Source organism: Bradyrhizobium sp. HKCCYLRH3061 (assembly GCF_051168015.1).
Classification (GTDB): domain Bacteria; phylum Pseudomonadota; class Alphaproteobacteria; order Rhizobiales; family Xanthobacteraceae; genus Bradyrhizobium.
In genome coordinates this window covers 499,795-519,515 of record NZ_JBNPUE010000003.1, presented here as the reverse complement: position 1 = coordinate 519,515, position 19,721 = coordinate 499,795, and the positions used below count along the sequence as shown (strand labels likewise).

Here is a 19,721-nt window from a genome sequence, read left to right as displayed (position 1 = left end):
GCCGAAGCCGCTTCGGCGCGGCGAAGGCCCGGGCATCCACGTCGATCCACGTCCGCCGAACGACGTGGATGGCCGGGACAAGCCCACGGCTGTCCGGTTCAGACAGACTGGACATGGTGCATGGCGTGGATTCTTCTGCGGTCTTGAGCATCGCCAAATGTTCGAGACACACCAGGAAGGTCCCGCCATGCCGCATCAGAATACAGTATTCCGAGACATTCTGAAGTTGGTCCCCTGGCATCGCTTCGAGGCGCTTGTGGACGAGCATGGCACGGACGCGCGGATTCGACGGCTTTCCACCAAAGACCAATTTGTGGCGCTGCTGTACGGTCAGCTTTCGGGGGCTTCCAGTCTGCGTGAGATTGTCACCGGGCTGTCGAGCCACACCGCGCGGCTTTATCACCTGGGTGGGGGCCCTGTCCGCCGCTCGACTTTCGCGGACGCCAATATGAATCGGCCTGCGGAGATGTTTGCCGCCCTGTTGGCCATCATGATGAAGCAGGCCCATCGCCGGTTACGCCGCAAGCTTGCCGAGACGACGTATTTGATTGATTCGACCAGCGTACGGCTGACAGAAGCCAGCGCTGGCTGGGCACGGTTCTCTACCGGTGTCTGCGGTGCCAAGGTGCATGTGATCTATGATGCCGACGCCGACCGGCCGATTTATGCGGCAATCAGCGGAGCCAACGTCAACGACAATACTGCAGCGCATCAGATGCCCATCGAGCCGGGAGCAACCTACGTCTTCGATCTCGGCTATTATGAATATGCTTGGTGGGCTCAACTGGACGCCGCCGGTTGTCGAATCGTGACCCGGTTCAAATCCAATACGCCGCTGCGGGTCGTGGAGGAGTTGCCTGTCATCGCGGATGGCAACATCCTCTCCGACCGCATCGGCTTCCTTCCACAACGCCAAGCCTACAGCCGCCGCAATCCAATGCAGACTGCGGTGCGCGAAGTGCGCGTCACCTTGGAAACGGGAAAGATCCTGCGCATCCTGTCGAACGACCTCGATGCCAGCGCTCAAGAGATCGCCGACCTCTATCGTCGCCGCTGGGCCATCGAGTTGTTCTTTCGTTGGGTCAAGCAGACCCTCAAGATCACCAGGTTCCTCGGGACTTCTGAGAACGCCGTTCGTATCCAGATCGCCGTTGCCCTGATCGCCTTCCTCTTGCTTCGCCTCGCGCAAGACCTTCAGAAGGCAATCCAAAGCCCCTTGGTCTTTGCCAGATTGGTCCGCACCAACCTCATGCATCGCCGCCCCATCGATCAATTGCTCACGGGGCCACCCCAACTTGCCAAAAACCCACAACAGTTGAGCCTCGCAATATGCGGAAGCTGAACCGGACAGCCGTGGGTCAAGCCCGGCCATGACGGCGTGGAGAGAGGCGACCTCAAGCTTCCAGGCTCACGATCGGCGACAGCTACAAGGCGCGTCCCCAAAAAGCGAGACCCGCCTGAAGCTGTCAGCTCCAGACGGGTCCTGTCAGTCCAGCGATTCACCCGGCAGAGATCAGCCGAACTGGTTCATCGTGTTGTGCGCGCCGCCGGCCTTCAGCGCCTTCTCGCCGGCGAAGTACTCCTTGTGGTCGTCGCCGATGTCGGAGCCGGCCATGTTCTGGTGCTTGACGCAGGCGATGCCCTGGCGGATCTCGGCGCGCTGGACGTTCTTGACGTAGCCCAGCATGCCCTGCTCGCCAAAGTACTCGCGGGCCAGATTGTCGGTCGACAGCGCCGCCGTGTGGTAGGTCGGCAAGGTGATCAGGTGGTGGAAGATGCCGGCGCGCTTGGCCGAATCCGCCTGGAAGGTGCGGATGCGCTCGTCGGCTTCCTTCGCCAGCGGGGTGTCGTCGTACTCCGCCTTCATCAGCTCGGCGCGGTTGTACTTGCTGACGTCCTGGCCCGCCTCCTTCATCGCATCATAGACCTGCCAACGGAAGTTGAGGGTCCAGTTGAACGACGGCGAGTTGTTGTAGGCGAGCTTGGCGTTCGGGATCACCTTGCGGATGCGGTCGACCATCTTGGCGATCTGCTCGATATGCGGCTTCTCGGTCTCGATCCAGAGGAGATCAGCACCGTTCTGCAGCGAGGTGATGCAGTCGAGCACGCAGCGGTCCTCGCCGGTGCCGGGACGGAACTGGTAGAGGTTCGAGGGCAGCCGCTTCGGCCGCATCATCTTGCCGTTCTGGGTGATGATGACATCGCCGCTGCGCGCGGTCGCGGGCGTCACTTCCTCGCAATCGAGGAAGCTGTTGTACTGGTCGCCGAGATCGCCGGGCTGGCTGGAGAAGGCGATCTGCTGCGTCAGGCCGGCGCCGAGCGAGTCGGTGCGGGTGACGATGATGCCGTCCTCGACGCCGAGCTCCAGGAAGGCGTGGCGGCAGGCGCGGATCTTGGCCAGGAAGACGTCATGCGGCACGGTGACCTTGCCGTCCTGATGGCCGCACTGCTTCTCGTCCGAGACTTGGTTTTCGATCTGCAGCGCGCAGGCGCCCGCCTCGATCATCTTCTTGGCGAGCAGATAGGTCGCCTCGGCATTGCCGAAGCCGGCGTCGATGTCGGCGATCACAGGGACGACGTGGGTCTGGAAGCCGTCGATCTTGCCGATGATCTCAGCTTCCTTCGCCTTGTCGCCGGCCTTGCGGGCCGCGTCGAGCGTGCGGAAGAGATCGTTGAGCTCACGCGAGTCGGCCTGGCGCAGGAAGGTGTAGAGCTCCTCGATCAGCGCGGGCACCGAGGTCTTCTCGTGCATCGACTGGTCAGGCAGCGGGCCGAACTCCGAGCGCAGCGCCGCGATCATCCAGCCGGAGAGATAGAGGTAGCGGCGGTCGGTCTTGCCGAAGTGCTTCTTGATCGAGATCAGCTTCTGCTGCGCGATGAAGCCGTGCCAGCAGCCGAGCGACTGGGTGTACTTGGTGCTGTCCTCGTCATAGGCGGCCATGTCGGCGCGCATCACGGCCGCGGTGTAGCGGGCAACGTCGAGACCGGTCTTGAAGCGGTTCTGCAGGCGCATGCGCGCCACGGCCTCGGCGGTGACGCCGTTCCAGGTCGGCTGGGTCTCGAGCAGCGCGCGCGCCGCCTCGACCTCGGCCTGGTAGGACGCGGGGCCCTGGAGGGCCTGGTCGTTCAGTCCACGCGGTTGGAAGTTCATGTCCGTGATCCCTTGGTTAAGGACAACCTGGGACCTGTTGTAAGCAGCCTGGGGCGGCGGACCAGACATTGCGCGGAAAACTTGTCACACTTTACAAACTTCTCGTGTATAGCTGTAAGGAGATTACAAGACCGGGATATGGCCATGACCACCGCCACGGCACGATCGATCTTCATGGGCCCGCGCCTGCGCCGCCTGCGGCGCGAGCTGGGCCTGACCCAGGCCGACATGGCCGCGGACCTCGAAATCTCAGCGCCTTACGTCGCGCTCCTGGAGCGGAACCAGAGGCCGGTCACCGCCGACATGCTGCTGCGGCTGGCGCGGACCTACAAGATCGACCTGGCCGATCTCGCCGGCGACGGCGGCGCCGACCATACCGCGCGGATGCAGTCGGTGCTCAAGGACCCGATGTTCTCGGACATCGACATTCCCGCGCTGGAGATCTCCGACCTCGCCGTCAGCTATCCCGGCATGGCCGAGGCGTTCCTGCGCCTCTACACGGCGTATCGTGAGGAGCAGCTCGCGCTGGCCGAGCAGCGCGCGCCAGCGCCGGCCGGCAGCGCGCCGCGCGTCGGCAATGACGGCTTCGACGCCAACGATCCCGTCGCCGACGTCCGCCGCTTCCTCGCCGCCCGCCGCAACAACTTTGCCCAGCTCGACGATGCCGCCGAGCGGCTGGCGCAGGCGATCTTCCAGGGGGCGCCGACGGGGGCTCCGCAGGTCTCCGCCGGACCGGCCGGCTTTATCGAGCGGTTCCGCGCGCGGCACAATCTGCAGGTCCGCTACATGCCGCCGAACGTGATGCTCGGCTCGCTGAGGCGGCTCGACCTGCACCGCCGGCAGCTGCTGATCGAGGATTCACTGGACAGCGCGAGCCTGAAATTCGAGCTCGCCCGGCAGCTCGCCTATCTCGAGCTCGACACCGAGATCGGCGCGGCCTTGGAGGACGGCAAGTTCGCCAGCAAGACCGCCGAGCTGCTGGCGCGCCGCGCGCTCGCGGCCTACGCGGCGGCGGCGATCATCATGCCCTATTCGATCTTTGCGAAAGCGGTCGATGCGCGGGCGTATGATCTGGAGGCACTGGCGCGCCAGTTCGGCACCAGCTTCGAGCAGACCGCGCATCGCGTCACCACCCTGCAGAAGCCGGGCGCGGAGCGGATCCCGTTCTTCCTGATCCGGGTCGATCCCGCCGGCAACGTGTCAAAGCTGCTCGACGGCGCCGGCTTCCCGTTCGCGCGCCATGGCGGCGCCTGCCCGCTGTGGTCGGTGCACGGCATCTTCAAGACGCCGCGCCAGATCGTGACGCAATGGCTGGAGCTGCCCGACGGCCGCCGGTTCTTCTCGATCGCCCGCACGGTCACCGCCGGTGGCGGCTCCTATGGCGCGGTGCGCGTCGAGCGGGCGATCGCGGTCGGCTGCGCTGCCGAGCATGCGGGGCAGCTGATCTACACCCGCGACGGCCACGGGCCCGATGCCAACGATCCGACCCCGATCGGGGTCGCCTGCCGGGTCTGCCACCGGCCGAAATGCGCCGCACGCTCGGCGCCGCCGATCGGGCGCGAGATCCTGCCGGACGATTTCAGGACGTCGTCGGTTCCGTTCGGGTTTTCGGCGGATTGAGCAGCGGATGGCCGTGGAACCAGGAACTCGCCGGGATCCGGGCCATAGGCGAAAATCCGCCGGATCGGGCTGCAAATCGGCCCTGGACACCATGGCCCTTGACGGAACAGCCATAAACCGGACAAAGATTGCGCCAAAATGTCGCGGCGGAGGTTGGCCATGAGATACGTCGACGGCGTAGTGATGTTCCTCAGCCTGTGGCTGCTGGCATCGATGGTCCTCGACGCCGTGACGCCGCCCGAGCTGAACTTCTACATGATCGGCCCGATCATTGCGCCGGCCGCGATCATCGCCGGCTTCCTGTACTGGCTCCGCATCCCCTCCCGCGACTTCGTGCTGGCGTCCGCAGCCATCTGGATGGTCTGCGAGATGACGATGGAGATGATCACGCCCAAGCCGCTGTCGCCGCTGCTCGCGGTGGCCGCCGTCGCGCCGCTGCTGGTGGCCGGCATCCTTCTGCACGTCGAGCACTGGCGCCGGCCGGGCGGGCGCCTGCCTCCGGCCGATTCGGCAGAGATGACCGATCTGCGGGGCTCCTCCAAAGCCATGCCGAGCCGTCGGCCGTTCTGAGCTGTTCCGCGCGGGCGCCGGCAATGGCGGATAGCGTGCAGATTTTCCGTTGTTCTACGGGACCCGATGTTTACGAGGAAATCAGAAACCCCCTCTTAAGTTCCGCAGGTCCATCTGTAGCCGACACACCAGCCGCGCGGGGACCATGCTGAACGAACTTCTCGTGATCGAAGATGCCGACGTTCATCTGTCGATCCTGCGCAAGATCGCCGTGCAGGCGGGCTTTGCGACGACCGGCGTGAACTCGGTCGACGGCGCGATGAACGTGCTGCGCCGGCGCAACTTCGAATGCATCACGCTCGACCTCAATCTCGGTGAGCGCTCCGGCACCGAGGTGTTGCAGCTGTTGGCGGACATCAAGTCCCGCACGCCGGTGCTGATCATCAGCGGCTCCGACGATCAGACCCGCGACGTCACGGTCCGCGCCGGCAAGATCCTCGGCCTGAACGTCTATCCGCCGTTCTCCAAGCCGGTCGATCTCGCTCTGCTCCGACAGACGCTGCGCCAGATCGCCGCCGACACCGACCGGCAGCGCCTCGTCAAAGCCAGCATCCGCTAGCCCGAACGCACGCGCGTTTTCCCGCTTGATCCAGATCAAGGCGCCATACCTCTGCCGCTTGTTGGCTGCAGAGGGGCGAGCGGAAACGAGATGCGATGACGGCAGCGAATTCGGCTAACGAAGCAGAAGCAGTTGTGAACGAGGCGACGCCCTATGAGCTCGTCGGCGGCGAGGCCGGCGTGCGCCGTCTGGCGGAGCGCTTTTACACCATCATGGACCAGGAGCCCGGCGCCAGCCGCATCCGCGCGATGCACGACGCCGATCTTGGTCCGATCAAGCAGTTGCTGTTCGAATTTCTCAGTGGCTGGTTGGGCGGGCCGGCGCTTTATTTCGAGCGGGCCGAACATCGCTGCATCATGTCCGCGCACCGTCCGTATCCGATCGGCGACGCCGAGCGCGACGAATGGATGACGTGCATGCGCCGCGCGATGTTCGATTGCGACATCACGGGCGACATGTATGCGTTGCTGGATCAAGCGTTTCTGCGGATGGCGAACGCATTCCGGAGCCGCAAGGCGAGCTGACAGGAACTCCCGTCAGCCCGACTTGGCGGCGGCCTCCCGGGCCAGACGCTCGGCCCGGAGCCGCTCGCGGTTGGCGTAAAAGGCGCGCTGGGCCGCCTCATGCTCGCGCATGGCTTGTTCGGCATCAGCCCTGCGGCTGGCGTCACGCGCTCGACGCTCTTCCGGCGTGAGAACGCGAGGCTGTCTGTCTGTGTTATCGTAAGGCATGGGCAGATAACGCCCAGGCGGCCGGGATGTTCCCAGCCCGCGACGGTTCAGTCCGGCTTTCGTGGAAACAACTGGTCGCGGATGTAGCGCGACGTCGGCGTCAGGCTGAGTCCGTAGGGCTTTTGCCACACCGCGCGGTCGATCTCCTTCTTGTCTCCGATCTCCAGGCGCCCTTTGGCATGCTTGGCGATGAAGATGGCATCGCTCATCTTGCGACCCGAGCGCTTGTTCTTGGCGGTGACTTCCTTCCATAGCCGCAGCCGGCCGAGCTTGAGCTTGGGAAGCTCCTCCTTGATCTCGCGCTTCAGGCAGTCCTTCGCCGTCTCCTGCGCGCGTTTGCGGCCACCCGGAAACATCCAGCGCCCGTCGGCCCGGCGCCGGACCAGGAGAACCCTTCCGCCCTTGGCGGCAACCAGCTTGGACGCCTTGGTCATGGCCCAGGAGCTCTCACCTCTCGAACGATGAAGCGGAGTCTATCAAGATTCGCTCCCACTCCTGCTCCGGAGCTTTGCGGAGATTCGGCCACAACTCCGCAGCGGCCAACCAAGCTCAGCGCAGCGCTCCGACCGCCGGCGGCGGCTCAGTAACAGGAGCGCGGATCGACCGCGACATACTCTCCCGACGGATATCGATAGTAGCAATTGCCCTGCGACAGATAATAGCCCGGTCGCGCCGCAGCCGTAGCGCCGGCGATCGCCCCGGTGGCACCACCAAGCACGGCGCCCGCCGCGGCACCGCCCGCCTTGCCGGTGAGGATACCGCCGAGCACCCCGCCGATGATCGCGCCCCCGAGCGCGCTGGCACCCGGATCGACTTCGGCCGGAGGCGGCGCCGGCTCGTAGGCGACCGGCGGGGGCGCCTCGTAGGCCGCCGACGGCGCATAGACCACATCGTCAGCATAGTCCTCCGACACGTAGGTCGGCGGTCCTTCCATGGGCTCGGGATAATAGTACCAGACGCCACCGACGTCCCACCACCAGCCCGGACGGCCATTGTGAACCTCGTGCCGCCATCGGCCGCCCTCCCAGCCGACCCGGCCGCGATAAGACTGCCCACCATAGTCGCGCACCGCGACCCGGCCGTGCGCATAACGCGCATCCGGTCCCCGCCCGGCCATCGCCGGACCAGGGCCCGGGCCGTGGCCCGCTGCATAGCCCTGACCGGCTCCCGGCGGACGTCCCTGCTGCGCCACCGGCGCAGGCTGACGTCCCTGAGGGACAATGGCAGCCCGCGGCGGTGCGCCCGGCTGTGCTCCCTGCGGCTGGCCGGCCATGGGACCGGCTTGCCGCGGAATCTGGACATGGGGCTGGCCGCCCGGCTGCCCACCCTGGGCCGGCGCCTGGCGAATGACACCGGGCGGGCGGGCCTGGGGCGAATGCCCGGCGCCGGGACCAGCCTGGTCCTGGGTTTGCGCCCAGGCTTGGGCGGGGATCACGACTGCGGTCAGGATTGCGATCGCGGGCAGCCACCGTGTGCTCTGGTTGGACAACGTCATTCTCTCCTACCCTTGATCGCCCGCCGGTTGCCGCGCACGCGAGGTGTGATGCGGATTGATGATCCCGGATCGCCGGCTTTGGCGCGTATGGTCCGGGCGCACCATAGTTTGCGCGACAAACGGGTAAAATCCCGACTATTTTGCGGCCAGGTCGACCTGCTGCCGTCAGGTTAACCGAGATGCCGGCTGATTCGCCGCTCCGATCATGCAACCTTGCTGGCGCGGTCTTGCTGATCCGGTACGAGCTGGTCGGCGGTCACCGGTCGGGCACGATCACATTGCAGTTGGTTCGTCCCGACATCACGCAATCCTGCATCCGGCTTGCCGAGGTCAGGCTGCGAGCCAGCCACACGCCGAAGGCCACGACGAGCGCCGCGAACACCAGTGCCGCCATGGCACCGCGTCTATCCGGCCCCTGCGTACTCATCGCCGGTGCGCCTAGGCGGCACGCAGGCCAGCGGCCTCACCGTGCGGTTGCTGCTGCTGGCGCGATGCCGGCGAGATCGATTCGATACGGGTGCAGCTCGTCACCCAGAACAGCTGCCCGCATTCCCATTCGGAACCCAGCACACCGGCCGAAACGGGCCGCGGGCGGGCGAGGACCGCGGTCATCACGCATGCGCTGACCACGAGAGCGACGAGCGCGAGGCCGAGCGCCATGCGCCCGCGGCGAACAGAGATCATGCCGGTCAACTCCGTTGGACGTCGCACCCAGGCGGTGCGCTGGTGCCCGCGAGGCGTGAAGCGACTCACAGCCGGCCGACCTGCGTCAGCGACGGGGGTGCTTACATAGCCTACGGCGAGCGCCATGCAAGCGCCAGGCAGGTCGGATGTGGAGGAGCGGCGATAAAGCATTTGTCATCGACGCATGCGATCCTATACACACGGGCTCGCGTCGGCCTCCGCTCGTGTTCACGATCTCGTGGAAGAATTGCCTGGCGGCGCGTGCAGCCCCTGACCGACCACACCCTGATCGAACACCCAAATAGCGAAGTGACGACGTCTCCATGAGAGGATTCAAGGAACCTGGATTTGCCGATCGGCAGAAGGCCGCGCAGCAGGCCCGCCAGAGCATCGTGCAGAAGTTCAAATCGCAGCCGGGACCGGACGATCCCGAAGTCGTGAAGCGACGGCAGGAGCGCGAAGCTGCCGCCGCCCGCCGCGAGCAGCAGCGATTGGAGCGCGAGGCCGCCAAGGCGGAGCAGAAGCGCCTCGAAGAAGAGGCCAAAGCTGCCGAGATTGCCCGGCTCGCGCGCGAGGCGGAAGACGAAGCCGCTCGCCTGGCCGAGATGGAGGCCGAGCAGAAGGCGAAGCGCGATGCGCGCTACGCCGCGCGCAAGGCCCGCGGAAAGAAGAAGTAAGCAGCGACGCCGCCACGAGCCCTACGTGCCGTCGCGGCCGGCATCGCGCGACTCCTCACTTCATCGGCGATGGGACTGATACGGTCGTCCCATCGCACGATGCCGGGCGAGACGACTTATTTCTTCATCATGCCGTCGTCCTTCTTCATCCCGTCCTTGGACATGGCGTCGTCCTTCTTCATGGAGTCCTTCGCCATCGAGTCCTTCTTCATGCCGTCGTGGGACATCGCGCCCTTCTTCATCCCATCGTCCTTGCTCATCTTGTCCTCCGCGAAGGCCGCCGGCGCGGCGGCCATGTTGAACGCGAGGGCGGCGGCGGAGATTCCGAGGATGAGGCGGCTACGATTGGTCATGATGATCGCTCCTTCGTATGACGGGGTTCGACGGCGACGGACGCGCCGTTCCTGGATATCGACGTTCCGATGAAGGCGATTGTTACGAGCGCGGGCGAGAATTTTTGTTCGATCAAATTTGACTCGAATGCGTCCCGTTCCGGAATCGAGGACACAATTTTGCCCGGCAAGATCATGTTAGTACAACCCGGGCAAGGGATTCACAGGCCGGTACGTGCGCCGCAGCAATATGTCGCTTCCCATGCATTTGGCCTCGAACGAACTGCCTAGTTCGGCTAGAGGTAAGTCCGGTAGATTGGTTGGTATAACTCACGCCAACGAACCCGGGTCGGGAACCCAACCAGAAGTTGTCCAGGGGAAATCTCATGCTCACACGCCGTCATGTCATCGCATCCGCGCTCGCTGCGCCGGCCATTCTGCGTTTTGGAACCGGCACGGCCCATGCAGCAACGACGCTGAAGATCTCTCACCAGTTTCCCGGCGGCACCATCGACAAGGGCGATTTCCGCGACCGGCTCTGCCGGGTGTTCTCCGAGGAGGTTGCGAAGCGCTCCGGCGGCGAGATCGCGACCGAGATCTATCCGAACTCCTCGCTCATCAAGACCGTCGCGCAATTCTCGGCCATGCGGAAGGGCGCGCTCGACATCAGCCTTTATCCGATGCCTTACGCCGGCGGCGAGGTGCCCGAGACCAACATCGGGCTGATGCCGGGTCTGGTCACGACCTACGACCAGGGGATGCGCTGGAAGAACGAGCCGGTCGGCAAGACGCTGAGCGATTTTCTGGCCGACAAGGGCATCATCCTGCTCACCTGGGTCTGGCAGGCGGGCGGGGTCGCCAGCCGATCACGGCCGCTGGTGGCGCCCGAGGATGCCAAGGGCATGAAGGTGCGCGGCGGCTCGCGCGAGATGGACATGGTGCTGCAGACCGCCGGCGCCTCGGTGCTGTCGGTTCCGTCGAATGAAATCTACACCGCGATGCAGACCGGTGCCTGCGATGCCGGCATTACCTCGTCGACCAGCCTGATCTCGTTCCGGCTGGAAGAGGTGTCGAAGGCCCTCACCTCCGGAGCCAAGGCGTCGTACTGGTTCATGCTCGAGCCGCTGATGATGTCCAAGGCCTCGTTCGACAAGCTGCCGAAGAACCAACAGGACATCATCCTCGCGGTCGGCGCGGAGATGGAGGCGTTCGGGCGCAAGGGCGCGCAGGACGACGACGTCGAAGTTGCCAAGGTCTACGAAAAGGCCGGCGCCAAGGTTACGGAGCTCGATGTCGAGACCGTCAACAAATGGCGCGACATTGCCCGTGACACGGCCTGGAAGGACTATGGCGGCAGGTCCGCGAACTGCGCCAAGCTCCTCAAACTCGCCTCCGACGTCGCGGCCTGATTGATGCACGCGCCCGTTCTCGATACCGAGGCCACGACAGCCATCGGCGCCAGCGGTCCGCTGGCGCCGCTCCAGCGTGTTGTCTCGCTGCTCAATCGCATCATCGTCGTTCTGGCTGCGTTCGCACTGGTCGCTGCCTGCCTCATCCTGAGCTACAGCGTGGCGGGCCGTGCACTGTTCAAGGCCGCCAACTACTGGCAGGACGAAGCCGCCGTGTTCCTGCTCGTCGGCGCCACCTTCATGACTGCGGCCTATGTGCAGGAGCATCGCGGCCACGTCAGCATCGAAGCCTTCGTTGGGCTGATGTCGCCGCTCGCCAACAAGATCAGGCTCTGGCTGGTCGACGTCGCGAGCTTTTTGTTTTGTGCCTTCTTCACCTGGAAATCCTGGACCCTGACACATGAGGCCTGGGTCGATGGTCAGGTCTCGAATTCGATGTGGTCGCCGCCGCTGGCGATTCCCTACGGCCTGATGGCCGCGGGAATGACCCTGCTGTGCCTGCAGATGCTGCTGCAGATCGTGGCTCCGCTGACCGGAGCGCGTCGATGAGCGTGTTCGGAATTGGGGTTGCCTACGGACTCTCGACTCTGTTTGCGATGTTCGCGGGCATGCCGATCGCGTTCGCGCTCGGCGCCGTCGCCGTCGTGTTCATGGCCATCTACATGCCGACCGCGTCGCTCGATACGGTGACGCAGAACGTCTACGAGGAAATGGCGTCGATCACGCTGCTGTCGATCCCGCTGTTCATCCTCAAGGGCGCGGCGATCGGCCGCTCCCGCGCAGGCCAGGATCTCTACTCGGCGCTGCACGCGTGGCTGCATCGCGTGCCCGGCGGATTGGGCGTCGCCAACGTGTTCGCCTGCGCGCTGTTCGCGGCGATGGCGGGATCGTCCCCCGCGACCTGCTCGGCGATCGGCTCGGCCGGAATTCCCGAGATGCGCAAGCGCGGCTATTCCGGCGGCTTCGCCGCAGGCATCATCGCCGCCGGCGGCACGCTCGGCATTCTGCTTCCGCCCTCGATTACGATGATCCTGTTCGCGATCGCGGCGGAGAAATCGCTGGGACGGCTGTTCCTGGCCGGTATCGGCCCCGGGCTGCTGCTGGTGACCCTGTTCGGCGTCTATTCGGTGGTGCGCTTCCGGCAGGAATATGCGCGCGCGAAAGCCGTCTATGAGAAGTCGGGCGCGTGGTCGGACATCCTGACCAAGGACGATTTTACGATGGCGCAGCGCTTCTCCGTGCTGCCACGCGTGATTCCGTTCGTGCTGCTCCTGACCGGCGTCATGGTCGCGCTCTATGGCGGCCTCGCCACGCCATCGGAAACAGCCGGTCTCGGCGGCATCCTCGCGCTCGTGCTGATCGCGATCATCTACCGCGTCTGGAGCCCGGCCGATCTCGCGCCCATCATGAAGGCGACGCTGCGCGAATCGACCATGCTGATGCTGATCATCGGCATGTCGCTGCTGTACTCCTACGTGATGAGCTACCTGCACATCTCGCAGTCGGTGGCGGAGTCCATCGTGGCGATGCACCTGCCGCGCTGGGAACTGTTGTTCGCGATCCTGCTGATGGTGGTCGTGCTCGGCTTCTTCCTGCCGCCGGTATCGATCATCCTGATGACGGCGCCGATCATCCTGCCGCCGTTGCGGGCAGCAAACTTCGACATCATCTGGTTCGGCGTGGTGATGACGATCGTGATGGAGATGGGCCTGATTCACCCGCCGGTGGGTCTCAACATCTTCGTCATCAGGAACGTCGCGCCGGACATCCCGCTGCGCGAGGTGATCTGGGGCACGCTGCCGTTCGTCCTGCTGATGATGGCCGCCGTGCTGCTGCTCTGCTTCGTGCCGCAGATCTCGACGGCGCTGCCGGATCTCGTGATGGGGCCGGATCTCAGCCGCTGACGCAGCGACGAATGGCGACTAGGACGTAGCGAATAGGGATTGGCGATAGGTTCAGCCCCCGTTCGCTATTCGCCATTCGCTGCTCGCCTGTTCTTCGCATTCAGCGCGCCGGCAACGCGGCTGACCGGGGGCCGGCCGAGCAGCCGGCTGATTTCGTTGGTGGCGGCCAGCAGTTTCGTCATGTCGACGCCGGTGCGGATGCCCATGCCTTCGAGCATGTAGACGACGTCCTCGGTCGCGACGTTGCCGGTCGCGCCCGGCGCGAACGGGCAGCCGCCGAGGCCCCCGGCCGCGGCATCGATGACGCGGACGCCCTCCTCCATGCCCGCATAGAGATTGGCCAGCGCCTGGCCGTAGGTATCGTGGAAATGCATCGCCAGATGCGTCACCGGCACGTCGTCGCAGACAGCGCGCAGCATCTGCTTGGCCTTGAGCGGGGTGCCGACACCGATCGTGTCACCCAGCGAGACCTCGTAGCAGCCCAGATCCCGCAGCGCCTTGGCCACGCCGGCTACTGCCTGCGGCTTGATCTCACCTTCATAGGGACAGCCAAGCGCGCAGGAGACGTAGCCGCGCACCTTGATGCCGTCGGTCCTGGCGTGGGCGATCACCGGCTTGAAGCGCTCCAGCGACTCCGCGATCGAACAGTTGATGTTGGCGCGGGAGAAGCTCTCAGAGGCCGCAGTGAACACGGAAATTACCCTGGCGCCCGCAGCGCGCGCGGCCTCATAGCCCTTCACATTGGGCACCAGCACATGGAATTCGCCGGGCAGCGCAGCCACGCTGCGCATGACCTCGTCCGAGCCCACCATCTGCGGGATCGCCTTGGGCGAGACGAAGGCGCCGACCTCGACCGTGGTCAGGCCCGCCGCGACCAGCGCGCGGATGAAGGCGATTCGATCGGCGACGCTGATCGACATCTTCTCGTTCTGCAGGCCGTCCCGCGGGCCCATTTCGATGATGCGCACGCTCTCGCTCATGCCGACCTCTTCGGTTCGAGGATCAGGCGGACGGTTCGAGGTCCGCCAGTTCGACGCCTTCCTGCACGATGTCGCCGACCTTGCACTTGATCGCCTTGAGCCGGCCTGCGAACGGCGCCCGCAGGGTCTGCTCCATCTTCATGACTTCGAGCGTCAGGATCGCCGCACCCTTCTCCAGGACGGCGCCTTCCTGCGCAAGCAGCGCCACGACGGTCCCCGGCAACGGCGCCACGATCTTGTCCTCGCCGGCCTGCTCCTCGTCGTCACCGCCGAACGGATCGATCCAATGCAGATCGAAACGGCCGTTGCGGGTCCGCAGGTACAGCTCATGGCCCTCGATGACGGCCACCACATGGGATTTGACGCCGTCGCACACAAGGTCGAAGCCGCCGTCATCAGTCGGAAGTGCCGAGAACGAGGTCTCACGGCCCTCGATCGACAGGCGCTGCACGCTGGGACCATAGGCCAGCGTGGCGGTCCGCGGTTCATTCGCCGCGCTTTGGCGGAACGAGAACACGCGCTGCCGCAGTCCCACCGGCATCCAGCCGGATGCGCGCCACGGCGAGCCTTGCTCCTTGGCCGCGGTCTGCTCGCCGATGAGAATGGCCGCGACGGCGGCACAGAGCTCGAGGTCGCCGGCCACCGTCCCCGACTGGGTCAGATGCGTCAGATGGCGCTCGATGAAACCGGTGTCGATCGCGTTCGCCACGACGTCGGGATGCGTTAGCAGCGACGAGAGGAACGGGATGTTGCTGACGATGCCTCGGACGTCGGTGTCCTCAAGGCCGCGGTTGAGCCGCTCGATCGCGACCTCGCGGGTCGGCGCCCAGGCGATCATCTTGGCGAGCATCGCGTCGTAATAGGGCGAGACCACATCGCTCTCGCGATAGCCGGCATCGATGCGCAGGCCGCCGGTTTCAGCGGGAAGCCGCCAGGTCTTGATCGTGCCGACTGAGGGCATGAAATTCTTGGCGGGATTCTCCGCGTAGACGCGCGCCTCGATGGCATGGCCATGCAACCGGATCTGGTCCTGCGTCAGCGGCAGCTCTTCGCCGAAGGCGACGCGCAACTGCCATTCGACGAGATCGACGCCGGTGATCAGCTCGGTGACGGGATGCTCGACCTGCAGGCGCGTGTTCATCTCGATGAAGAACACGTCGCGGCCGTCGGAGACGAACTCGATGGTGCCGGCGCCGACATAGTTCACCGCGCCCGCCGCGCGACGCGCCGCAGCGCACACCGTGTCCCGCTGCGCCGGCGTCAACGTCGGCGACGGCGCCTCCTCGACCACCTTCTGGTGCCGGCGCTGCAGGGTGCATTCGCGCTCGAACAGCGAGACCAGATTGCCGTGGCTGTCGCCGACGATCTGCACCTCGATGTGACGCGGGCTCTCGACGAACTTCTCGATCAGCACGCGGTCGTCGCCGAACGCCGCCTTGGCCTCGCGCTTGGCGCTGGTGACGGCATCAGTGAGGTCGCCGGCCGCGTGAACCACGCGCATGCCGCGGCCACCGCCGCCGGCGGACGCCTTGATCAGCACGGGAAAGCCGATCCGCGCGGCTTCATTGGCGAGCGTGGCGTCATCCTGCGCCTCGCCGTGATAGCCGGGCACCAGCGGCACGCCCGCCTGCTCCATCAGAAACTTCGAGCCGGACTTCGACCCCATCGCCGTGATCATCGCCGCGGTCGGCCCGACGAACACCAGCCCCGCATCGAGACAGGCCTGTGCGAACTCGGCACTCTCGGACAGGAAGCCATAGCCGGGATGAACGGCCTCGGCACCGGTCTGCCTGGCGGCCTCGATCAGCCGCTCGATGTTGAGATAGGAGTCGCGGGCGCGCGCAGGGCCGAGCAGCACCGCTTCGTCGGCCAGCGCGACGTGCAGCGCGTTGCGGTCGGCCTCCGAATAGACCGCGACGGTCTTCAATCCCATCGCGCGCGCCGTGCGGATGACGCGCACGGCGATCTCGCCGCGGTTGGCGATCAGGAGCTTGCGAAAACGACGATACAATCCGGGACGAGCCATGATCACATCCTGAACAGGCCGAACTTGGTCGGCTCGACCGGGGCATTGGCGGCGGCAGACAATCCAAGGCCGAGCACGAGGCGGGTATCGGCGGGATCGATCACGCCGTCGTCCCACAGCCGCGCGGTCGCGTAGTACGGATTGCCCTGCGCCTCGTATTGCGCGCGGATGGGGCTGCGGAATTTCTCTTCCTCTTCCGCCGGCCAGCTCTCGCCCTTGGCCTCGATGCCGTCGCGCCGGACCTGGCTCAGCACCATCGCGGCCTGCTCGCCGCCCATCACCGAGATGCGCGCGTTCGGCCACATCCACAGGAAACGCGGCGCATAGGCGCGGCCGCACATGCCGTAATTGCCGGCGCCGTAGGAGCCGCCGATCACGACGGTGAACTTCGGCACCGACGCGGTCGCGACCGCCGTCACCAGCTTGGCGCCGTCGCGGGCGATGCCGCCGGCCTCGTATTTCTTGCCGACCATGAAGCCGGTGATGTTCTGCAGGAACACCAGCGGAATGTTGCGCTGGCAGCACAGCTCGATGAAGTGCGCGCCCTTCAGCGAGCTCTCGCTGAACAGGATGCCGTTGTTGGCGATGATGCCGACCGGATGGCCCCAGATGTGGGCGAAGCCGCACACCAGCGTCTGACCGTAGAGCTTCTTGAACTCGTCGAACTCCGAGCCGTCGACCACCCGCGCGATGATGTCGCGCACGTCGAACGGCTTGCGGCCGTCGACCGGCACGACGCCATAGATCTCTTCCGCGGCATAGCGCGGCTCGCGCACCTCGCGCATGTTGAGCACGGTGCGCGCGCCCGGCGGCTTAAGGGTGCCGACGATGCGGCGGGCGATGCCGATCGCATGGGCATCGTTCTGCGCGTAGTGATCGGTCACGCCCGACTGTCGCGAATGCACGTCGGCACCGCCGAGCTCCTCGGCGCTGACGACCTCGCCGGTCGCGGCCTTCACCAGCGGCGGACCGCCGAGGAAGATCGTGCCCTGGTTGCGCACGATGATGCTCTCGTCCGACATCGCCGGCACATAGGCGCCGCCGGCGGTGCACGAGCCCATCACGATCGCGATCTGCGGAATGCCCTGCGCCGACATCTGCGCCTGGTTGTAGAAGATCCGGCCGAAATGCCGCTCGTCCGGGAAGATCTCGTCCTGCAGCGGCAGGAACGCGCCGCCGGAATCGACCATGTAGACGCAGGGCAGATTGTTCTGCCGCGCGATGTCCTGGGCGCGCAGATGCTTCTTCACCGTCATCGGGTAGTAGGTGCCGCCCTTGATGGTGGCGTCGTTGGCGACGACGACGCATTCGCGCCCCGCGATGCGGCCGATGCCGGTCACGATGCTCGCCGAATGGACGTCGCCGCCATAGAGCCCGTGCGCGGCCAATGGCGACAGCTCCAGGAACGCCGTTCCGGGGTCGAGCAGCAGGTCGACGCGCTGGCGCGCCAGCATCTTGCCGCGCGACAAATGCCGCTTGCGCGAGGTCTCGCCGCCGCCCTCGGCGACCTGCCCCAGCTTCGTTCTGAGGTCGGCGACCAGCGCGCGCATGGCGTCGGCATTGCGGGCGAAATCGGAGGACGATGGATCGATCGTGGAGTGAAGCGTCATGACCGGCGTCTTCGTTGCGGGGCTGGAGGGGGAAGCCGTGGGAGCACGCGTCAGAGCGGTCGCGGCCGTTCAGGCCGCTGCGAGCCCGGGTGTACCATCTTTGCCCGCATGCTGTCCTCCCTGCCCGCCGGCGGCCGGTTTGCGACCGTCCGTCCTTCTCGAATTAAACGATCATACGTTTTTAAATTCTATTCTCAAGCGGATTGTTGTAGGGTCCGGGGCGAGCAGCATTTGCTTGAGACCACGGAATTTTCAGACTTCACTACGGGACCCCCCGCCGTGGCGGATCCGCCGCGATTGGCATCGGGACGGTCCAGCGAGGACGAGATGGCGCGTACGATCGGGTCACATGGTCCGACGACGATGGAGGCGATCCGCAGGGCCGGCCTGCGGCTGATCTTCCAGCACGGCTATGAGGCCATGAGCCTGCGCCAGCTCGCCGCCGAGGTCGGCATCCAGCCGGGCTCGCTCTACAATCACATCAGCACCAAGCAGGAGCTGCTGGCAGAGCTGATCCAGGACCACATCAACGACCTGCTGCACGAGCTCGAGCAGGCGCTCCGCGACACCCAGGGTCCGGTCGAACGCCTCCGGGCATTCGTCGCCTTCCACGTCAGCTATCACATGACCCGGAAGCGCGAGGTCTTCATCGCCAATTCGGAGCTGCGCAGCCTCGATCCCCGCAACTACGAGGCGGTGGTGGCGCTGCGCGGCGCCTATGAGCGCCGGCTGGCCGACATCCTCAGCGACGGCGTGGCGCAAGGCGTGTTCGACGTCGACGACATCCAGGTCGCGACCTTTGCCATCATCGCGCTCCTGACCGGGCTGTGCAGCTGGTACCGTCCCGGCGGCCGGCTCACCAGGGAGGCGATCATCGCGGCCCACGAGAAGCTCGTGCTCTCGGGCGTCATGCCGCGCACCGCCGAGCCTGATCCGGCCGGCGGTGGCCGGCCTGATCGCCCGACCGGCTGAACGGGCCGCGCCGATGGCTGGCAGCCCGGAGCTCGACGCGATCGATCGCAGGATCCTGGCGGAGCTCCAGGCCGATGGCCGGATCCGCATCAACGAGCTCGCCGACCGGGTCGGGATCTCGCATCCGAACTGCCTGCGCCGGGTGCGGACGCTGCGCAGCAGCGGCGTGATCAAGTCCATCCGCGCCGCCATCGATGAACGATCGCTGGGCTATGAGGTGGTCGCGTTCGTGTCGATTCAGCTCGACAGCCAGCACCAGACGGCGCTGGAATCGTTCGAGGCCGCGATCGTGACGTTGCCCTGGGTCCAGCAATGCTGGCGGCTGTCGGGAGATGCGGATTTTCTGCTGAAATGCGTGTCGACGGGCGTCGAAGGCATGAGCCGCCAGCTCCGCCAATTCGCCGCCCTGCCCGGCGTCCGGGCCATCAGGAGCTTCCCGGTGCTCGGCCTGTCCAAGGACGCGCCGCTGCCCATCCCCGGCGGTCCGCCTCAAACGGGTTGAACGGATGACGGCCGAGCCGGCCCCTCAATGCGTCCAAATCAGTGCGTCCAGGGCTCACCGCGGCGGAACGAGAAATTGTCGGCATAGGCGATCTGCCGCTTCACCGGCTCCTTCGGCTCGATCACCTGGTAGGGAATGCCCTTGCGCTCGCAATAGGCGATCGCCTCGTCCCTGGTATCGAAGCGCAAGGTGACCTGCTGCTTCATGTCCGAGGAGGACGTCCAGCCCATCAGCGGCTCGACCGAACGCGGCTGCTCCGGCTCATAATCCAACTGCCAGTCCCTGGTCTTGGCCTTGCCCGATTGCATCGCGTTCTTGGCGGGCTTGAAAATGCGTGCGGTCATGGCTGGAAGAGCCCCTGGAAGCTGAGGTCGTCATGCGTTTGGCGGAAACGGCAGGGATGGGGTACAGGCAAGATCCAGCACGGAACGGTGATTCCCATCCAGGACGTGACCGTCTATCGTGCCCCGTATAGTCATTCTGCCGTCCCGTGACAATC

At 65.6% G+C, this 19,721-nt stretch carries 22 protein-coding genes; 11 read left to right on the top strand and 11 right to left on the bottom strand.

What is annotated here, in order from left to right; all coding sequences use genetic code 11:
- The first annotated feature begins 187 nt into the window (after positions 1–187).
- Complete coding sequence (locus ACQR2C_RS09235; RefSeq protein ID WP_315800429.1) at positions 188–1,342, top strand: IS4 family transposase; 1,155 nt, start codon at positions 188–190, stop codon at positions 1,340–1,342.
- Between the two features lie 171 nt (positions 1,343–1,513).
- Here ACQR2C_RS09235 and ACQR2C_RS09230 read toward each other — a convergent pair whose 3' ends face one another.
- On the bottom strand, positions 1,514–3,151 hold the full coding sequence (locus tag ACQR2C_RS09230; protein WP_315800047.1) for an isocitrate lyase: 1,638 nt from the start codon (positions 3,149–3,151) through the stop codon (positions 1,514–1,516).
- Between the two features lie 144 nt (positions 3,152–3,295).
- Between ACQR2C_RS09230 and ACQR2C_RS09225 the strand changes: the two genes are divergently transcribed.
- From ACQR2C_RS09225 to ACQR2C_RS09210, 4 genes are all read left to right on the top strand, one after another.
- Complete coding sequence (locus tag ACQR2C_RS09225; RefSeq protein ID WP_434839521.1) at positions 3,296–4,771, top strand: helix-turn-helix domain-containing protein; 1,476 nt, start codon at positions 3,296–3,298, stop codon at positions 4,769–4,771.
- 159 nt (positions 4,772–4,930) lie between these two features.
- Positions 4,931–5,341, top strand: coding sequence for a hypothetical protein (locus ACQR2C_RS09220; protein ID WP_316236532.1), 411 nt, complete (start codon positions 4,931–4,933; stop codon positions 5,339–5,341).
- A gap of 145 nt (positions 5,342–5,486) precedes the next feature.
- Complete coding sequence (locus tag ACQR2C_RS09215; RefSeq protein ID WP_315800050.1) at positions 5,487–5,900, top strand: response regulator; 414 nt, start codon at positions 5,487–5,489, stop codon at positions 5,898–5,900.
- A gap of 95 nt (positions 5,901–5,995) precedes the next feature.
- Positions 5,996–6,424, top strand: coding sequence for a group II truncated hemoglobin (locus ACQR2C_RS09210; RefSeq protein WP_316164804.1), 429 nt, complete (start codon positions 5,996–5,998; stop codon positions 6,422–6,424).
- A gap of 12 nt (positions 6,425–6,436) precedes the next feature.
- On the opposite strand, the gene ACQR2C_RS09205 is transcribed toward ACQR2C_RS09210, so the two are convergent.
- The 5 genes from ACQR2C_RS09205 to ACQR2C_RS09185 all read right to left on the bottom strand — a co-directional run bounded on the left by ACQR2C_RS09205 (position 6,437) and on the right by ACQR2C_RS09185 (position 8,810).
- Positions 6,437–6,631: a hypothetical protein gene (locus tag ACQR2C_RS09205; RefSeq protein ID WP_315800052.1), complete on the bottom strand. Its 195-nt coding sequence runs from the start codon at positions 6,629–6,631 to the stop codon at positions 6,437–6,439.
- A gap of 47 nt (positions 6,632–6,678) precedes the next feature.
- Positions 6,679–7,065, bottom strand: a complete 387-nt coding sequence (locus ACQR2C_RS09200) for an NUDIX hydrolase (RefSeq protein ID WP_315800053.1) — start codon at positions 7,063–7,065, stop codon at positions 6,679–6,681.
- Between the two features lie 146 nt (positions 7,066–7,211).
- Positions 7,212–8,126 (bottom strand): hypothetical protein, encoded by a 915-nt coding sequence (locus ACQR2C_RS09195; RefSeq protein ID WP_315800054.1) that lies wholly within the window; start codon positions 8,124–8,126, stop codon positions 7,212–7,214.
- A 256-nt stretch (positions 8,127–8,382) separates the two neighbouring features.
- The gene (locus ACQR2C_RS09190) at positions 8,383–8,520 is read right to left on the bottom strand and encodes a hypothetical protein (protein ID WP_434880944.1); all 138 of its coding nucleotides are present in this window, start codon (positions 8,518–8,520) and stop codon (positions 8,383–8,385) included.
- A gap of 44 nt (positions 8,521–8,564) precedes the next feature.
- Positions 8,565–8,810 carry a hypothetical protein gene (locus tag ACQR2C_RS09185; RefSeq protein ID WP_315800056.1) on the bottom strand — a complete coding sequence of 82 codons (246 nt, stop codon included), beginning with the start codon at positions 8,808–8,810 and terminating at the stop codon, positions 8,565–8,567.
- 323 nt (positions 8,811–9,133) lie between these two features.
- Here ACQR2C_RS09185 and ACQR2C_RS09180 point away from each other — a divergent pair, with 323 nt between their 5' ends.
- Complete coding sequence (locus ACQR2C_RS09180; protein WP_315800057.1) at positions 9,134–9,487, top strand: DUF6481 family protein; 354 nt, start codon at positions 9,134–9,136, stop codon at positions 9,485–9,487.
- Between the two features lie 116 nt (positions 9,488–9,603).
- Here ACQR2C_RS09180 and ACQR2C_RS09175 read toward each other — a convergent pair whose 3' ends face one another.
- Positions 9,604–9,840, bottom strand: coding sequence for a pentapeptide MXKDX repeat protein (locus ACQR2C_RS09175; RefSeq protein ID WP_315800058.1), 237 nt, complete (start codon positions 9,838–9,840; stop codon positions 9,604–9,606).
- 365 nt (positions 9,841–10,205) lie between these two features.
- Between ACQR2C_RS09175 and ACQR2C_RS09170 the strand changes: the two genes are divergently transcribed.
- Genes ACQR2C_RS09170 through ACQR2C_RS09160 form a run of 3 tightly spaced genes read left to right on the top strand, consistent with a single transcriptional unit; the run spans position 10,206 to position 13,132 of the window.
- Entirely contained in the window at positions 10,206–11,228 is a 1,023-nt protein-coding gene (locus ACQR2C_RS09170) for a TRAP transporter substrate-binding protein (protein ID WP_434880943.1), read from the top strand.
- Positions 11,229–11,231: 3 nt separating this feature from the next.
- Positions 11,232–11,777, top strand: coding sequence for a TRAP transporter small permease (locus ACQR2C_RS09165; RefSeq protein WP_315800060.1), 546 nt, complete (start codon positions 11,232–11,234; stop codon positions 11,775–11,777).
- On the top strand, positions 11,774–13,132 hold the full coding sequence (locus ACQR2C_RS09160) for a TRAP transporter large permease (protein WP_315800061.1): 1,359 nt from the start codon (positions 11,774–11,776) through the stop codon (positions 13,130–13,132). Before ACQR2C_RS09165 ends, ACQR2C_RS09160 begins: the two co-directional genes overlap by 4 nt.
- Before the next feature lie 65 nt (positions 13,133–13,197).
- Here the strand turns inward: ACQR2C_RS09160 and ACQR2C_RS09155 are convergent, their stop codons facing one another.
- From ACQR2C_RS09155 to ACQR2C_RS09145, 3 genes are read right to left on the bottom strand one after another with little or no spacing between them, the layout of a single operon-like run.
- Complete coding sequence (locus tag ACQR2C_RS09155) at positions 13,198–14,112, bottom strand: hydroxymethylglutaryl-CoA lyase (RefSeq protein WP_434880942.1); 915 nt, start codon at positions 14,110–14,112, stop codon at positions 13,198–13,200.
- Between the two features lie 22 nt (positions 14,113–14,134).
- Positions 14,135–16,138 carry an acetyl/propionyl/methylcrotonyl-CoA carboxylase subunit alpha gene (locus ACQR2C_RS09150; RefSeq protein ID WP_434880941.1) on the bottom strand — a complete coding sequence of 668 codons (2,004 nt, stop codon included), beginning with the start codon at positions 16,136–16,138 and terminating at the stop codon, positions 14,135–14,137.
- A gap of 2 nt (positions 16,139–16,140) precedes the next feature.
- Positions 16,141–17,748, bottom strand: coding sequence for a carboxyl transferase domain-containing protein (locus tag ACQR2C_RS09145; RefSeq protein WP_434880940.1), 1,608 nt, complete (start codon positions 17,746–17,748; stop codon positions 16,141–16,143).
- Between the two features lie 327 nt (positions 17,749–18,075).
- Between ACQR2C_RS09145 and ACQR2C_RS09140 the strand changes: the two genes are divergently transcribed.
- Positions 18,076–18,720 carry a TetR/AcrR family transcriptional regulator gene (locus ACQR2C_RS09140; RefSeq protein ID WP_315800065.1) on the top strand — a complete coding sequence of 215 codons (645 nt, stop codon included), beginning with the start codon at positions 18,076–18,078 and terminating at the stop codon, positions 18,718–18,720.
- A gap of 13 nt (positions 18,721–18,733) precedes the next feature.
- Positions 18,734–19,222, top strand: a complete 489-nt coding sequence (locus ACQR2C_RS09135) for an Lrp/AsnC family transcriptional regulator (RefSeq protein WP_434880961.1) — start codon at positions 18,734–18,736, stop codon at positions 19,220–19,222.
- 38 nt (positions 19,223–19,260) lie between these two features.
- On the opposite strand, the gene ACQR2C_RS09130 is transcribed toward ACQR2C_RS09135, so the two are convergent.
- Entirely contained in the window at positions 19,261–19,566 is a 306-nt protein-coding gene (locus ACQR2C_RS09130) for an ETC complex I subunit (protein WP_315800066.1), read from the bottom strand.
- Positions 19,567–19,721 lie beyond the last annotated feature (155 nt).

Bases quoted from the DNA above. Each gene is read 5' to 3' on its own strand.
- ACQR2C_RS09230 (WP_315800047.1), bottom strand. From the start codon at position 3,151: ATGAACTTCCAACCGCGTGGACTGAACGACCAGGCCCTCCAGGGCCCC.
- ACQR2C_RS09155 (WP_434880942.1), bottom strand. From the start codon at position 14,112: ATGAGCGAGAGCGTGCGCATCATCGAAATGGGCCCGCGGGACGGCCTG.
- ACQR2C_RS09190 (WP_434880944.1), bottom strand. From the start codon at position 8,520: ATGGCGGCACTGGTGTTCGCGGCGCTCGTCGTGGCCTTCGGCGTGTGG.
- ACQR2C_RS09205 (WP_315800052.1), bottom strand. From the start codon at position 6,631: ATGCCTTACGATAACACAGACAGACAGCCTCGCGTTCTCACGCCGGAA.
- ACQR2C_RS09215 (WP_315800050.1), top strand. From the start codon at position 5,487: ATGCTGAACGAACTTCTCGTGATCGAAGATGCCGACGTTCATCTGTCG.
- ACQR2C_RS09195 (WP_315800054.1), bottom strand. From the start codon at position 8,126: ATGACGTTGTCCAACCAGAGCACACGGTGGCTGCCCGCGATCGCAATC.
- ACQR2C_RS09160 (WP_315800061.1), top strand. From the start codon at position 11,774: ATGAGCGTGTTCGGAATTGGGGTTGCCTACGGACTCTCGACTCTGTTT.
- ACQR2C_RS09210 (WP_316164804.1), top strand. From the start codon at position 5,996: ATGACGGCAGCGAATTCGGCTAACGAAGCAGAAGCAGTTGTGAACGAG.
- ACQR2C_RS09145 (WP_434880940.1), bottom strand. From the start codon at position 17,748: ATGACGCTTCACTCCACGATCGATCCATCGTCCTCCGATTTCGCCCGC.
- ACQR2C_RS09235 (WP_315800429.1), top strand. From the start codon at position 188: ATGCCGCATCAGAATACAGTATTCCGAGACATTCTGAAGTTGGTCCCC.
- ACQR2C_RS09165 (WP_315800060.1), top strand. From the start codon at position 11,232: ATGCACGCGCCCGTTCTCGATACCGAGGCCACGACAGCCATCGGCGCC.
- ACQR2C_RS09130 (WP_315800066.1), bottom strand. From the start codon at position 19,566: ATGACCGCACGCATTTTCAAGCCCGCCAAGAACGCGATGCAATCGGGC.
- ACQR2C_RS09220 (WP_316236532.1), top strand. From the start codon at position 4,931: ATGAGATACGTCGACGGCGTAGTGATGTTCCTCAGCCTGTGGCTGCTG.
- ACQR2C_RS09200 (WP_315800053.1), bottom strand. From the start codon at position 7,065: ATGACCAAGGCGTCCAAGCTGGTTGCCGCCAAGGGCGGAAGGGTTCTC.
- ACQR2C_RS09135 (WP_434880961.1), top strand. From the start codon at position 18,734: ATGGCTGGCAGCCCGGAGCTCGACGCGATCGATCGCAGGATCCTGGCG.
- ACQR2C_RS09180 (WP_315800057.1), top strand. From the start codon at position 9,134: ATGAGAGGATTCAAGGAACCTGGATTTGCCGATCGGCAGAAGGCCGCG.
- ACQR2C_RS09140 (WP_315800065.1), top strand. From the start codon at position 18,076: ATGGCGCGTACGATCGGGTCACATGGTCCGACGACGATGGAGGCGATC.
- ACQR2C_RS09225 (WP_434839521.1), top strand. From the start codon at position 3,296: ATGACCACCGCCACGGCACGATCGATCTTCATGGGCCCGCGCCTGCGC.
- ACQR2C_RS09150 (WP_434880941.1), bottom strand. From the start codon at position 16,138: ATGGCTCGTCCCGGATTGTATCGTCGTTTTCGCAAGCTCCTGATCGCC.
- ACQR2C_RS09175 (WP_315800058.1), bottom strand. From the start codon at position 9,840: ATGACCAATCGTAGCCGCCTCATCCTCGGAATCTCCGCCGCCGCCCTC.
- ACQR2C_RS09170 (WP_434880943.1), top strand. From the start codon at position 10,206: ATGCTCACACGCCGTCATGTCATCGCATCCGCGCTCGCTGCGCCGGCC.
- ACQR2C_RS09185 (WP_315800056.1), bottom strand. From the start codon at position 8,810: ATGATCTCTGTTCGCCGCGGGCGCATGGCGCTCGGCCTCGCGCTCGTC.